14 protein-coding genes are annotated in these 14466 nt (G+C 66.1%); 2 read left to right on the forward strand and 12 right to left on the reverse strand.

The genetic code is table 11. The features are described 5' to 3' along the window. Window positions 1–3 precede the first annotated feature (3 nt). Genes H7J73_RS31500 through H7J73_RS31540 form a run of 9 tightly spaced genes read right to left on the reverse strand, consistent with a single transcriptional unit; the run spans window position 4 to window position 10298 of the window. Window positions 4–351 (reverse strand): DUF2304 domain-containing protein, encoded by a 348-nt coding sequence (locus tag H7J73_RS31500; RefSeq protein ID WP_264071764.1) that lies wholly within the window; start codon window positions 349–351, stop codon window positions 4–6. Then, window positions 348–1049 carry a polyprenyl-phospho-N-acetylgalactosaminyl synthase PpgS gene (ppgS, locus tag H7J73_RS31505; protein ID WP_264071765.1) on the reverse strand — a complete coding sequence of 234 codons (702 nt, stop codon included), beginning with the start codon at window positions 1047–1049 and terminating at the stop codon, window positions 348–350. Before ppgS ends, H7J73_RS31500 begins: the two co-directional genes overlap by 4 nt. Window positions 1050–1071: 22 nt before the next feature. Continuing rightward, a complete protein-coding gene (locus H7J73_RS31510) occupies window positions 1072–1419 on the reverse strand; it encodes a hypothetical protein (protein ID WP_264071766.1) in 348 nt (115 codons plus the stop codon). Window positions 1420–1446: 27 nt separating this feature from the next. Next, the gene (locus H7J73_RS31515) at window positions 1447–1821 is read right to left on the reverse strand and encodes a hypothetical protein (RefSeq protein ID WP_264071767.1); all 375 of its coding nucleotides are present in this window, start codon (window positions 1819–1821) and stop codon (window positions 1447–1449) included. After that, window positions 1818–3095 (reverse strand): amidase domain-containing protein, encoded by a 1278-nt coding sequence (locus H7J73_RS31520; protein ID WP_264071768.1) that lies wholly within the window; start codon window positions 3093–3095, stop codon window positions 1818–1820. The genes H7J73_RS31515 and H7J73_RS31520 overlap by 4 nt, the downstream gene beginning before the upstream one ends. A 50-nt stretch (window positions 3096–3145) precedes the next feature. After that, window positions 3146–4387 carry a polysaccharide biosynthesis protein gene (locus tag H7J73_RS31525; protein WP_264071769.1) on the reverse strand — a complete coding sequence of 414 codons (1242 nt, stop codon included), beginning with the start codon at window positions 4385–4387 and terminating at the stop codon, window positions 3146–3148. Then, a complete protein-coding gene (locus H7J73_RS31530) occupies window positions 4384–5727 on the reverse strand; it encodes a M1 family metallopeptidase (RefSeq protein WP_264071770.1) in 1344 nt (447 codons plus the stop codon). Before H7J73_RS31530 ends, H7J73_RS31525 begins: the two co-directional genes overlap by 4 nt. Beyond that, on the reverse strand, window positions 5724–9656 hold the full coding sequence (locus tag H7J73_RS31535; RefSeq protein WP_435405615.1) for a Pls/PosA family non-ribosomal peptide synthetase: 3933 nt from the start codon (window positions 9654–9656) through the stop codon (window positions 5724–5726). Before H7J73_RS31535 ends, H7J73_RS31530 begins: the two co-directional genes overlap by 4 nt. 12 nt (window positions 9657–9668) lie before the next feature. Beyond that, complete coding sequence (locus H7J73_RS31540; RefSeq protein ID WP_264071771.1) at window positions 9669–10298, reverse strand: DedA family protein; 630 nt, start codon at window positions 10296–10298, stop codon at window positions 9669–9671. 188 nt (window positions 10299–10486) lie between these two features. On the opposite strand from H7J73_RS31540, the gene H7J73_RS31545 reads away from it, so the two are divergent. Next, on the forward strand, window positions 10487–11545 hold the full coding sequence (locus H7J73_RS31545; RefSeq protein ID WP_264071772.1) for a TerC family protein: 1059 nt from the start codon (window positions 10487–10489) through the stop codon (window positions 11543–11545). A gap of 100 nt (window positions 11546–11645) precedes the next feature. Further along, window positions 11646–12056: a hypothetical protein gene (locus H7J73_RS31550; protein ID WP_435405617.1), complete on the forward strand. Its 411-nt coding sequence runs from the start codon at window positions 11646–11648 to the stop codon at window positions 12054–12056. Here H7J73_RS31550 and H7J73_RS31555 read toward each other — a convergent pair. From H7J73_RS31555 to H7J73_RS31565, 3 genes are read right to left on the reverse strand one after another with little or no spacing between them, the layout of a single operon-like run. After that, entirely contained in the window at window positions 12053–12733 is a 681-nt protein-coding gene (locus H7J73_RS31555) for a hypothetical protein (RefSeq protein WP_264071773.1), read from the reverse strand. The genes H7J73_RS31550 and H7J73_RS31555 overlap by 4 nt on opposite strands. Before the next feature lie 28 nt (window positions 12734–12761). Beyond that, complete coding sequence (locus tag H7J73_RS31560) at window positions 12762–13439, reverse strand: sensor domain-containing protein (protein ID WP_264071774.1); 678 nt, start codon at window positions 13437–13439, stop codon at window positions 12762–12764. Between the two features lie 53 nt (window positions 13440–13492). Then, complete coding sequence (locus H7J73_RS31565) at window positions 13493–14044, reverse strand: Rv2240c family protein (protein ID WP_264071775.1); 552 nt, start codon at window positions 14042–14044, stop codon at window positions 13493–13495. Window positions 14045–14466 lie beyond the last annotated feature (422 nt).

Consider the following 14466-nt stretch of genomic DNA (forward strand, 5'->3'; position numbering starts at 1 on the left):
GCGTCAGCGGGCCTGGTCGGAAGGGGCTTGCGCGCCGTCGAGCGCCACCGCCCTGGCCAGCCGGGCGTACTTCAGTTCGAGATCCTTGAATCGCAGATACGTGCTCAACGTGGTGAACACGAACGCGATGATCAGCGCGTATTCCATCAGGTCGGCACCGCGCGCGACGCCGAGCCAGTTGGCCACCACCGTGGTGTCGTCGGGCCGCAGGATCGCGTAGATGGCGGCGAACACGAACAACACGTATCCGACCTTCACCCAGGCCTTCGATTTCGCATTGGTCCGCGAGCGCAAGAGGTAGACGAGCAGCACCAGAATCGACAGGATCAGCAGTCCCTGAATCCAGTTCATCGTGGCATCCGTCCTCTCAGGAATCCGTCGAACAGAATGTTCACCCCGTTGAGTAGGGGCTGACCTTTGCTCAGGGAGTAGTCGGTGTAGAGGATCTCGACAGGCTCTTCGGCTGCCCGCCAATGGTTTTCGACGATCAGGGCGATGATCTCGCTGGCGTGACTCATCCCGTTCATCGTGATGTTGAGGCCGTCGGCGACAGTCTTGTTGAAGACGCGCAACCCGTTGTGGGCATCGGTCAGCCCCAGTTTGCGGCTGCTGGAGCTCAGTACTGCCGCCGCCTGCAGGATGACCCGCTTCGCGAGGGACATCCGCGCGGGCGGGCCCTGCGCGAAGCGGGTGCCGATCACGATATCCACGTCGCCGGCCCTGAGTCGCTCGATCATCGCCAGCACGTCCTTGACCCGGTGCTGTCCGTCGGCGTCGAACGTGGCGAACACCGCGGCCCCAGGCCGGCTGCGGGCGTATTCGATGCCGGTCTGGATGGCCGCGCCCTGGCCCAGGTTTACCGGATGCTTGACGACGTGCGCGCCTGCCTTGAGTGCGGCTGCGGCCGTGCCGTCCCGGCTGCCGTCGTCGACGCACACGACGTTGGCGAAGGTCGAGCGGACCTCGGCGATCACTTCGCCGATGACGCTCGCTTCGTTGAAGGCAGGTACGACGATCCAGACGTCCTGGTAGTGCATGTCAATGCCCACAGGGTACGCGCCGGTCTGCGTTCTAACTGCCTGGCAGTGCCGGCTTCGTCAGCCCGTTCAGCGCACTCAGTTCGCGGTTGAATCCGGCGGCGTTGGCGTCGTCCATCGTCTGCAACCCCTGCGCCGCCCGGATTACCGAGGCTGCGTTGCGCTCCAGCGCATCGATGAAGCCGTTCATCTCGCCGTGCAACTTTGTGGCGTAGTCGACTGCTTTGGCGCCACTTCGGAACCCCGGGTTGGCCGCGGCAGCGGCGGCCTGCGCGTCGAAAAAGGTATCGGTCTCCGCTCGCGCCTGCGCCGAGATGGATGCGAGTTGCTGCCCGGTACCGCGGACCGCCTCGGGCTTGATGGAAAGGTCGTCGTCACTCATCGATATCCTCTTCTGCCCCGTCGGCCGTTAGATGAGCAGGTGTCCGGGAGCCGGACACGGTTCTTCCGGGGTGGGTTGGTTGTTGAATTCGAAACCGCCCCAGACATAGAGGGCGTACAACGCAATCAACCCGCATACCACGACGAGCCCTAGTGCTGTGAGCCGTGCCATGGCGGACTCCGTGCGCACAACCAGCAGGATTGCGGTGATCGCACTGAGTATCAGCAGCGCTGTGATCGCGTAGAGGTAGTACCGCTCGGCGGGGTTGTAGGGCCCGATGACGCAACCTTCGCCGGACCAGTCGCTGGCGCGCTGCCGGACGATGCGGATACGCAGCCCGGTCAGGATCAGCGTCAGCACCGTCAGCGAGATCGGAAGTGCCGCCCACCGCGGCCCTCTCACCATGTCACCTTTGGCCGGACAATCTCGATTTGCTGCTGGCCCAGCTCCTGGTCGATTGCGGGCAGCCGTCCGCTGAGGGGGTAGTTCAGCGCCCCTTCGGAATGCTGCGTATAGAGGATCTGACCGTCCGGCAGGACACCGGTGACGATGGCTGCGTGGTGAGTTTCACCAGGATGTAGCCCGCCAGTTTCTTGAGTTGCCGTGAAATACGCGAGATCCCCAGGGCGCGCCTGGTCCGCCGACACTGCGGTGCCCCCGTGGTGCAGAAAAAAGTCGTGGTTCGCCTGGGCGCCTCCCCAAGAGCGCGTGTGCGTGAGACCGCGGGGCAACGGATCTTGTGGGTCTCCGCGGGTGCCGTCGTACCACCCATCGTCGTCCCAGCGCGGGAGTGTGTAGGAGTTCTGCTTCTGCGGCATCCGACCGCCATACGCCAGAGCGTCGGAGGCGAAGTTGGTGCAGTTGTCTTTTCCCGGCCAGTCAAGAGAGTCGTTGTGGTAGTTGTCTCGCGCGTACCGCACCGCACCTACCGAGCTATAACCGAGGTCGGGCCGGTCGATCGCGGTCTTGACCGAGTCTGGAATTCCGGGGAGGTCGGATAGTTCTGTCGGGCAAGCGCGTTCGAGGTCGGACTGCTCTTTCTGCGTGAGTCCGTTCCACCACTGGGCGACGGCCTCCGGCGGCAGGCCGTCGGGAATGGTGTCGCGCAGCTCAGTCAGAGCCTTTTTGGTGTTGTCGGCCTGCACTGACTGCGCGACATCCTTGGTGGCGCCAGGGGTGTCGGCATTGATCGTCGCGCCCAGCGCGCTGGAGCAGGCGTCATCGGCTTGTGTTGCGGCCTCGACCGCGTCGTCGATCAGCCGCGCTGCCGTCTGTCCGACGCGGGTCATCTCGTTGATCTCGCTCGTCGGGGTCCCAGGTGGGATCGAGACCTGGCCCGTCACGTCGTCAACGTCCAGGCCTGCGTTGCGCGCCATCACGATGGCGTTCTCCAACTCGCGCTGCGCCGTTTCGACGGCATGGTTGAGTGTGTCAAGCGGGTCGACGGCAGATCTCGCGAATATCGACACCACCTCGGCGCGGTCGGCTACCTGCGTCAGGACATCTCTGGCGCGACCATAAGCGATACCGGTCCAATGGGCGTCCAGCGGCCTGACGCCGTTGTCGTGAATGTCATCCTTGATCCGCTCACACTGCTTGGCGGCGGCGAGGAAGTCGTCAGCTGCGCTGCTCCAAGCGCCCGGCTTCGCACCTCGGAGCTCACCGAAGGTCACCACGCGTGTGATGGTAATGCCGTTGGCCTTCCTGTGAATTCACTGTCGGCCGCTCAGGTGGCCGGCCGGCTCAGCGCCACCAGATGTACGGCAATCCCGACCACCGGCCCGCACAGCAGCGCGACGACCGTGCGGGTCTGCAGTGTGAGCGGCAGGGTCAACAGCAGCGCGGAGGCGACGGTCGCGCACACCCAGCCGACCGAATAGGCGCGGTGCAGCGCGGCCGCGGCGGCCGCGGCGCCGGTAAGGGTCAGCAGTGCGATCGCCACCGCCCCGGCCGTGAGCCACCCGAGCAGCGCGCCGCTGGCGATGTACTCGGAGCCGAACCCGGTCCGCAGCAGCCAGGGGCCGGCCCACCAGGCCAGCACCACACCGATGGCGCCGATGCCCACCACCAACGCCGCCGGAGCCAGCAGGGCCCGCACCCGATGTCCGCGCTGGTCGACGAAATGCGCGATCAGATTGCCCTGCATGGCGGTCAGCGGCACCAGCAGGGGAGCCCGCGTTAGGGTGACGGCCAGGATCACCACGCCGCCGGTCGGCCCCAGATCCCCGGAAGTCGCCTTCAGCAGCACCGGGAATCCCATCACCAGCACCGCGCTCGCTCCGGCAGCGGCCACGGCATGGCCTGCGCCGCGCAGGAACGAGCGGGTGTCCTCATGCGCGACGAGGTGCGCGGCAAGGCGGGCGGTCGGCGAGGTGATCAACAGGAGCAGCCAGGCGATCGCCCCACCGACGGTGGCCCACAGAAAACCGACCAGACCCCACCCGACGACTACGGTCACCGCCGCGACCGTCACCCGGATGACGGCGTCGGTCACCATGAGCGCGCCGTACTGCGCCCAGCGGTTGTCGCCGGCCAGCATGCCCAGCAGTGAGGTGTGCAGACAGAATCCGGCCAGGCCGACAGCGAGAAGGACCACCGACAGCAGCTGGGATTCGGCGAACACGTGCGCGGACCACAGGGGTGCGGTCGCAACGATCACCGCGGCCGAGATCAGGCCGACCACGGCGCCGACGCGCAACGGCCGGGTGATCGGATGGCCCGACGGGTCGTTGTGCCGGCTGAGCCGGATTTCGCGGGTGGTCTGCTGCAGCAGCCCGAAGGCGGCGCCACTGACCAAACCGAAGGCGCCCCAGAAGACGCCGAAGATCGAGAAGCCGGCCGGATCGAGATCGCGGGCCGCCAGATAGAGCACCGCGTAGCCGCACACCGCGCTCAGTGCGGTCGCGACCCCAACTTTGGCGACGCTACTGCGGGTGACCGGACCGGTCGGTAAAGCGGCGTCTGTCACGGACCGGTTTCCAGCGGAGGCACCGCAGTCGAATACAGCCAGGCATTCCACAACGAATGCAGCGAGGTCTCCGCGTAGTTGGCGGCCAGGCCGGTGAAATCGTCGGTGACGGCGGTGGAATGCCGGTAGCGGGTGGTCCAATCCCGAAGCAGTGCAAAGAATTTCTTGTCGCCGATGGCGCCGCGCAGGGCGTGCAGGGTCAACGCACCACGCTTGTAGACCCGGTCGTCGAACATGTCGCGCGGACCGGGGTCGGTGAGCAGCAGATTCTGCGTGGACGAGCGCAGTCGCTGGTGGTACTGCCGGGCCAGCGCGTCTGCGCTGAGTGCGCCGCTTTCCTCGGACCACAGCCATTCCGCGTAGCAGGCGAATCCCTCGTGCAGCCAGATGTCGCGCCAGCGGCGCACCGTCACACTGTTGCCGAACCACTGGTGCGCCATCTCGTGCGCGATCAGCCGCTCCGACTGTCGTGAGCCGTTGCAGTGGTTGGCTCCGAAGATCGAAAGCCCTTGGGCTTCAAGGGGAATCTCCAGGTCATCGTCGGTGACCACGACGGTGTACCCGTTCGACAGCGGGTAGGGGCCGAACAGTTTGACGAACAGTTTCATCATCTGCGCCTGCCGGCCGAAATCGTGGTCGAAGTTGCGCTTGAGCCGGGCCGGCAGGGCTGCATACAGCGGCACCGGGGACTTGGTCAACCGGTGATGGTCATACATCCCGATCTGCAGCGTGGCCAGATACGTCGACATGGGTTCGGGTTGCTCATAGGTCCACGTGGTGTGACCGGCGCGAACCCGTCGAGACACCAACTCGCCGTTGGCGATCGCCCGATAAGGGCTGTCGGTACTGATCTGGATCCGATAGCTGGCCTTGGCGCTAGGGTGGTCGTCGCAAGGGAACCACGAGGGGGCGCCGTTCGGCTGGCCGGCCACCAGAACTCCGTTGGTCAGTTCTTCGAAACCGACATCACCCCACACACTTCGGATGGGTCGCGGAGAGCCGCCATAGCGAACCTCGATGGTCAGCGCGGCACCGGCCGGCAGCGCCGACGCCAGCGCGATGTTGAGCTTGCCGCCGGACGTACTGAACTGGTGCGGGCGGCGACCGTTAACCGAAACTTTGGATACCCCAAGGGCATCCGTCAGATCCAAGGAGAAGGTGCGCAGCGCGGCGAGCGTCACAGCCGTGATGGTGGCCGTCCCGGCCAGCCGGTTGATCGCGACTTTGTACTCCAGGTCCAGTTCGTAGCGCGACACCCGGTAGCCGAAGTTTCCGCTTTTGGGCAGGTAGGGATCGATCACCGGTGCTTCCGAAGTGCGAGCCGGTTTTGTCTTCCTCACGCCGCGGGTTCCTTGGGCTTGGACCCCGTCGCATCACGGCCTTTCTTGCGCGGAACGGGTTCGGGCGCAATGGGATTACCCTGCCAACGACTGTGCGCGGGCACCTCGTCGCCGCGCATCACCAGCGATGCGGGGCCCACCGTGGAACCCGTACCGAGTTTCGCGGCGGGCAGTGCCACGCAGTGGGTTCCCAGGGTCGCGCCGTCTTCGACGATGACGGTGTCCAACCGCATGATCCGGTCGTGGAACAGGTGGGTCTGCACGACGCAGCCGCGGTTGACGGTGCTGCCCTTGCCGAGGGTGACCAGGTCGGCCTCGGGCAGCCAATACGTTTCGCACCAGACACCGCGGCCGATCTTGGCGCCGAGCGCGCGCAGCCACAGGTTCATCACCGGCGTGCCGCTGGCAGCGCGGGCGAACCACGGTGCTGCGACGGTCTCGACGAAAGTGTCCGACACCTCGTTGCGCCACACGAATGACGACCACAGCGGATGCTCGACGGCCCGGATCCGGCCGATCACAATCCATTTGGCCAGTACGGCGATCCCGCCGGCGACGGCGCCGGCGATCAGCAGCACGACGCCGCCGGCCAGCGCAGTCCAGCCGTAGCCGAACCTCAACGCCAACGCCTGCAGGCTGGCGAGGACCGCCACCCCGATCAGGAACGTCACCATCATCGGGATCAGTCGGCAGGTCTCCACCGCGCCGCGCATCACCTTCAGCCGCACCGACGGGTTGAACGTCCGCAGCGCATCGGCGGCGGTCGGTTGGCGCCGCAGCCGGATCGGCGGGCTGCCCAGCCAGGACGAGCCGCGCTTGGCTTTGTGAGGCGTGGCGGACAGTACGGCCACCAGCCCGTCTTCGGGCACCCGCCGCCCTGGTTGGGTGATCCCCGAATTACCCAGGAACGCCCGCTTGCCGATGGTGGTCTTGGCGACGTGAATCCAGCCGCCGCCCAACTCATAGGACGCCACCATGGTGTCGTCGGCCAGGAACGCGCCGTCCTCGATGACCGTGAACTTCGGCGTCATCAGCGCCGTCGAGATCTCGGTGCCCTTACCGACCGTGGCGCCGAGCACCCGCAGCCAGTACGGCGTCAGCAGGGAGGCGTACAGGGGGAACAGGTAGTTGCGGGCGGCGTCCATCAGCCGTTCGGTGGTCCACAACTGCCAACCGACGCGGCTGCGCACCGGGTGGTAGCCCTCGTTCATCGCGATGGACATCAACCGCACCCCGGCCACCGTCGCGGCCGCGTAGACGAGAACCGACACCAGCGTCGCCACCGGGACCCACGGCAACGCGGACAGCACGGCAGCGCCCAACGTCGCCGAATCCGCTACCGCCCAGCCCAATACGGCCAATCCGGCGGCTAGCGCCGCCAACGGGATGGCGCCGAGCATGACCGACGTCAGGCCGTACATCGCCACCCACACGGGGGCACGCGGCGGCCGGTGATCGGGCCACGGGTGATGGGCCTTGCCGGATTTCACCGCCGGAGAACCCATCCAGTACTGACCGTTCTTGACCTTGCCGACCACACCGGAGCCCGCCGCAACATCGGCGTTCTTCCCGACGACGGCGCCGGGCAGCAGAGTGGTCCGCGCGCCGATGGTCGCGTCGTTGCCGATAGTGATGGTGCCGACATGGAACAGATCGCCGTCGACCCAATGCCCCGACAGATCGACCTCCGGCTCGATGGAGCTGCGATGCCCGAGGGATAAGAGCCCGGTCACCGGGGGTGCCGAATGTAGATCCACACCCTTGCCGACCTTGTTACCCAGGGCGCGGGCGTAGTACACCAGCCACGGCGCACCGGCCATGTTCTCGGCACCGCTGGCATCGGCTAGGCGTTCGGCCAACCACACCCGCATGTGCTCGGGGCCGCCGCGACGATACGTACCGGGTTCCAGTGCGGAGAGCAGCATCTGTGAGAACAGCACCGCGATGCTCATCCGGCCGATCGGAGTGATGAACAGCAGGAAAGCGGCGATCACCCACCACCAGCTGATGGACACCAACCACGGAGGGTGCCCGGCCACCGCCGACCCGATGTTGTTCAGCAGTGCCAGCCACGTCACCCATTGCAGCCCGGTCAATGTCGCCAGCGGCAGCGACAGCACCGTCTGCGCCACTCCGGTGAACACTGGCGTCGGCTTGACCTCGCGGGGCACCACCGTGATCGGCGGATCGAGCTCGTCGAGGTATCCGGCCAGCGAACCCAGCCGGGGGTGATCCATCAGCTGGGCGACGGTGAGCTGCGGATAGCGCACCCGCAGTGCGGCGACGAGCTGCGCGGCCGAGAGCGAGCCGCCGCCCAGAGCGAAGAAATCCGCTTCTGGACCGTCGATGGCGGCGCCGAGAACGTCGCGCCACAGGCCGGCCAGCCAGCCCATGGTGCCGCCGAGATCGGGTTCGTCGTCATCGGGTCCGGCCCCCGGCGGGGGCCATGGCAGCGCGTTGCGGTCGACCTTGCCGGAGGTGCGGGTGGGCAGCTCGTCGAGCAGCACCAGCCGCGGGACCAGAGCTGCCGGCAGCGAGGCACTGAGCGCGGTGCGCGCGGCGTTGACGTCGAAGGCCGGGTCGGCGCTGGCGATGTACCCGACCAGCAGGGGTGTTCCGCTGGCCGTTCGGCGGACCGCCGCGGCACCTGCGGAGACCCCGGGCAGGTTGACCAGCGCCGAGTCGACCTCACCGAGTTCGATACGCCGACCGCCGACCTTGACCTGGTCGTCGGCGCGGCCTTGGAAGTAGAGGCCGTCACGCTCGAGGCGGACCAGGTCACCGCTGCGGTAGGCACGGCCCCAGCCCAGCGTGGGCATCGGGGCGTACTTCTCGGCGTCCTTCTCCGGGTCGAGATACCGCGCCAGGCCGACGCCACCGATCACCAACTCGCCGACGGCGCCGATCTCGACGGGGTTACCCGCCTTGTCCACCACGGCGAGGTCCCAGCCGGGCAGTGGCAGCCCGATGCTGACCGGGCTCTTTCCGTCCAGTCGGGCGGCGCAAGCCACCACGGTCGCCTCGGTGGGGCCGTAGGTATTCCACACCTCGCGCCCGACCGAATCGGGTCCGGAGGCGAGGCGCTCGGCGAGCTCGGGTGGGCAGGCCTCACCACCAAAGATCAACAGCCGCACCGCTTCCAGTGCTTCGGCCGGCCATAGCGCCGCCAGTGTGGGAACTGTCGACACGACCGTCACATCCCGGGAGACCAGCCAGGGGCCCAGGTCCATACCGCTGCGCACCAGCGATCGGGGAGCGGGGACCAGGCACGCCCCGTGCCGCCAGGCCAGCCACATCTCCTCGCAGGACGCGTCGAAGGCCACCGACAGTCCCGCGAGTACTCGGTCCCCGGGACCGATCGGGCTGTCCTGTAAGAACATTCGCGCTTCGGCGTCGACGAAGGCGGCGGCGTTGCGGTGGGTGACAGCGACACCTTTGGGTGTGCCGGTGGATCCGGAGGTGAAGATGATCCAGGCGTCGTCGCGGCTCAGCGGTGCCGTGGCGCGCCAGCCCCGCGACGACCCGGTGCCGCGCGTGAGCCCGGCTTCGGTGATGATCCCGACGACGCCCGCTTCGCCGAAGACGAGGTCGGCGCGTTCGGGCGGATCGTCGGCATCGACGGGGACGTATGCCGCACCGGCGGCCAGGGTGGACAGAATCGCGACGTAGAGCGCGTAGCTGCCCGAGGGCATCCGAATGCCGATCCGATCACCACGGCCGATTCCCCGTTGCGCAAGCCAGTCGACGCTGTCCTCGATATCGGCGATCAGCTCGCTGTAGGTCAGCTGGATCGTGCCGTCGTCAAGTGCTGGCGCATCGGGGAAGCGCGCCGCGGTCTCGTACAGGATGTCGACCAGGGTCCGTGGTTCCGGCGCCTGTTCTGACAGCAAGTACTGAGCTGGAATGACCCCCGTAAGTTCCGCTGCCACAGTACGAAAATACTAAGCGGTCCCGGTGGCGTGTCCGCGCCGGACACGGTGGGCGACGTACACGGCCACCCCCACGGCCAGCGCGGCGATCGCATACCACTTGTAATGCTCGAAGGTGGCGTAGACGTGCTCGATGTTCTTGCCGGCGAAGTATCCGAAGGCCGACCAGGTGCATACCCACAGCGCTGCGCCGAGGGCGTTGTACGCCAGGAATTTGACCCAGTGCATCCCCATCATTCCGGCCAGAAACCCGTTGACTTGGCGAAGGCCCTCGATGAACCGGGCGATGGTGACCACCTTCCCGCCGTGCTTGTTCATGTAGGCCTCGGCGTGGTCGAGCCGCTGCGGGGTGAGGAACACGTAGCGACCGAATCGCTCGACGACGGGGCGCCCACCGAAGTGCCCGACAGCGAAGCCGACGTTGTCTCCGATGACCGCCCCGGCCACCGCGACCAGGATCACCGCCGCGAGGTTGAGCTGACCAGAGCCCGCGAAGACCGCGGCGGCGATCAGCATCGTCTCGCCGGGGACCGGCACACCGAAGTCCTCGAGGAGGACGAAACCGCCGACGGCGAGGTACCCGTAGTGCTCCAGCACCGGCTGCAGGTCACCGAAGATGCCTGGTAATTGGGTTTCTGTCACGGTTCCTCGGGGCTCGCTAGGAAATCGGGGGGATGACCTGACACAATGGTGGTAGAGGGGAGTATTCCTTCGCTGCGGTGTCGTCATCACGTTGTCCGTCATCGGACGACCGGGGCCGCGGATCGCTTGCAGGTTGAGCGGTGGAAGAGACCTCGGCCGTTTTGTCGACGACCGGAGGCTCTACCTTAATGAACGTTACCCAGATCGAGTGGATCATCACCCTCGGTGTGACCATCGCGGTGCTGCTTTTCGACATCATCTTCATCGCCCGTCGACCCCATGAACCGACGTTCAAGGAATGCGCGATCGCGCTGTCGTTCTACGTCGGCCTCGCCATCGCGTTCGGCCTCTGGGTCTGGTTCTTCCATGGTGGCCAGTTCGGGCTCGAGTTCTTCGCCGGCTGGCTCACCGAGTACAGCCTCTCGGTGGATAACCTGTTCATCTTCCTGATCATCATGGCGAGCTTCAACGTGCCCAGGAAGTATCAGCAGGAGGCCCTGCTGATCGGCATCATCCTGGCGCTGATCTTCCGCGGTATCTTCATCGCGCTCGGCGCGGTCGCGATCGAGCAGTTCTCCTGGGTTTTCTACATTTTCGGCGCGTTCCTGGTGTACACCGCCTGGAACCTGGCCCGCGACAACGAGCATGACGACGACGGCGAAAACACCGTGGTCAAGTTCGCTCGTCGACACCTGAGCCTCACCGACAAGTGGGATGGCCTCAGGCTGTGGGTAAAGGAGAACGGCAAGCGGGTGATGACGCCGATGTTCCTGGTGATCGTCGCCCTGGGCACCACCGACCTGCTGTTTGCGCTCGACTCGATCCCGGCGATCTACGGGCTCACCCGCGAGCCCTACATCGTGTTCACCGCCAACGTCTTTGCTCTGATGGGTCTGCGGCAGCTGTACTTCCTGCTGGGCGACATGCTCAAGCGGCTGGTCTACCTGTCGCAGGGGCTGGCGTTCATCCTCTTCTTCATCGGCGTCAAGCTGGTGCTGCATGCGCTGCACGAGAACGAGGTGCCGTTCATCAACGGTGGGGAGCCGGTCCACGTCTTCGAGATCCCGACGCTGTGGAGTCTGGGTGTCATCGTCGTGACGCTGGTCGTGACGACGGTCGCGAGCCTGTACAAGACGCGTAACGACGGCGACAAGACCGATAAAGGCGACAAAGGTGCCACAGGCGACAAGGAAGCCAACCCTGAGCACGACAGCGCGGAGGAAGCGGGAGCGGCCGCGAAGGACTGAGTTGAACTCCTTCTGATCGCAACGGTCGACGGGGGACCTGTTGGCCCCTAACGTGAGCTGCGTGTCTGTTAACGAACAAGTCGACCGTCACGCGCCGCGGGTGTTCGTAGCCCTGGAAGGTGCCGACTCCGGCGACGCCGGGTGGGTGGAAGTGACCTCCGACGGGCAACCCGCGGTGCGGGTCAGCGCGCCGGATCTGCAGCAGGCGCAGCGCGCCCGCGCCCGCATCCGTCGGCATGACGCCGTATCGGTCGTCCTCGACATCACCGTGCTGGTGGCCGAGGATTACCGGTCGGCGCGCCGTGGCATGTCGGCGGCGCAGGACGACGCACCGGCGTCGGTGCGGTACGCGGGCACTCTCGACGGTCTGGCCGGCCTGATCGCCGACATTGTCGTCGCCGGCGTGGCCGACGGCGTCACACTCATTTCGGCGACACCCGATCAGGACGTCCGGGCGCTGGCCGAGCAGGTGCTGGCCCGGATCGCGGCCCGGCTGCACGTCGCGGCCTAACTCTCCAATTCGCCCGCGATCGACTGCTCGATAGCCGCAACCGCCGCAGCGGGCAGGGCGATCAGCCCGTCCAATTCGGTGCGCGCCCGCGTGTAGGCGTTGTGCCGTTCCTGCGGCGTCGCGCCGGTGTCGCCGGCCAGCCGCAGCAGGCTCTGTGCTCTGGCCATCCGCTCCCGATCGGCCGAGGAGAAGTCGCTGCGGCGGCGACGGATCGCCTCGGCCTCGGCGATGTCGAAGGCACTGGCGTAGTCGTGCACGGCATCGCGATAGTCGAGCTGTGCGGCCCGATCCCCGAGAATGTCCTCGATACTGTCCGGCCGGAGCAGATCGGCGTGTCGCTTGGCCTTGTGAAAAGCCAGCGTCAGCGGATCACGGAGATCTGTCATCACCGGGAAGTCCAGCAGCTTGGCGACATCCAGTTCGTAATCCAGCCAGCGGGTGTCGACGTCGCTATGGGCAGCCACCAGCTTATGGAGTTCCCGTCGCCGCAGGGATTCGTCGTCGCGTGGGCGGCCGGAGGCCTGCGCCATGGCGATCTTCGTCTGCTGTTTGATCCGGTAGCGCTCGAGGCGTCGTTCGGCCCGCCGCTCGTTGGCCGCCGAAACTGCGCGCACGCCACCGCCGATCACCCCGCCGAGCGGAAAGATCAGCCACCAGAAGTGCAGCAGCGAGTCCATCCAGACCAGATTAGGCGACGGTCGGGGGTTACTTGGGCAGCGCGGATTCGATGCGGTCGGCGATGACACCGGCCTGCGTGACTGTCGAACCAGCAGGCTTGCAGGCCTGCACGTCGATGACCACGTTCACTGCGAGCGAGAGCACGCGCTGGCACGCCCGGACCTGGTCGCCGCTGCCGCGGGTCACCGGGATGGCCAATCGGGTGTCGGTTTTGGTGAGGTCACCGGAAAGCCACTTCGGCAACGGGGTGTCGTTGAGGGTGATGTTGACATGGTGGTTGGTGCATTTCGACCAGCGGTCCGACGACTCGGTGAAGAACTTCTTGGCGTCGTCGACGGAGTGATAGGACACCACCGACTGCACGACGAGGTTGTCCCACCGTTCGCTGTCGGGTGACCGCATCATCACCTGGCGCAGCGCGCTCCAGCCGCTGGGACCGTAGACACCGACTTCATCGACCTGCCACACCCCGAGGCAGTTGAGGTTGGGCAGCAGTTGACGATGGTCCCCCATCTGGGTGACGGGCGAGTGCGGGATCATCCCCGTGGTCGCCATGACCTGGTCGATGTCTTTGGGGCTCAGCAGCATTCCCTCAAGTGCGGCAGTCTCGACCATCTTCGGAGCGGGCGCGGCGGTCGGTGCCTTGGCCGAACAACCGGCCAGTACGAGGACGAGCGCCAGCACCCCGATTGCACGCCTGCTCACGGGGCTCCTTTTGCTCGTTGATGGCGAAATATGCTGTCCAGCAAGCAGAGTGATCAGGCGTGGGTACCGGCGTTGGCGCAGGCCATCTGAGCGTTACCGGCGTCCTGGTTCATCTGGGTCGCAGTGCTGTTCATGAAATCGCCGGTGGTGCGCAGCCCCATCTTGACCAGGAGCTTGGTGGCGCCGAAGGACCACGAGCGCATCGGATCGGAGATTTCCGGCGCAACACCGGGTGTGTTCGCCGCGGACATCGCCAGCGACGCCGCCTGCCGTAGCGCAGTCCGGCCGGTCACGTTGCTTTGGTCGACTGCCGGATCCGAATAGTCGGGGCGCACGGTGCCATCGATCGAGTCTGCGAAATCGCCGTAGAACGCCGAGGCGGTGTCCAGCGCGGTCGCGAACTGGGAGCACGCCGCCACGGCTGGGTCGGAGCTGTCGGCAGTGTCGACGGGCACTGAGGACGGATCGCCACCCTGGTAATACTCGGTTACCGGCGGCGCCGCCGCGGGATCGACCGGGGGCGGTGCGGCAGCGTCGCTCGGATCGGCGGAGGCCAACGGGATGACCGCAAGCCCGAGGCCGAACGCCATGAGCGATGCCGCCAAGCCTCGCCGGTAAACGTGTGATGACCTCAAGAATTCCTCCGTGGTAGTCGGCTTCCCTGCCTGCAGGCCTGGAGTATCGCCCCGGTGACCCATGGAACGTGCCGGCGGCCGCACATCAGAAGGACACACGACGCAGGCAGACCTGCGCGGCTGGCACCAGTACACGGTCGATGGGTCAGGTGTCCGGGAGGTGAACATAAAACAAATTGCCGATATCGAGTCAGAACTCATTGGGTGTCGTCAGTCTGGAAGTGGACCCGGGCGCGCGCAATGCAAATATTGAGGCCCGGAATCGCTGACGTCAGGCCCTGCTCGGGAACGCTCACTGGATTGCAATGTGGCGTGATTTGTTGGTATTCAGTTCACCGTTTGGAAACCCGGCCCGTCCATGATTCGACGCGACAGATCCCTTGGATTCTTTG

It is taken from the genome of Mycolicibacterium komossense (genome assembly GCF_025822605.1).
In the GTDB taxonomy this organism is placed as follows: domain Bacteria; phylum Actinomycetota; class Actinomycetes; order Mycobacteriales; family Mycobacteriaceae; genus Mycobacterium; species Mycobacterium komossense.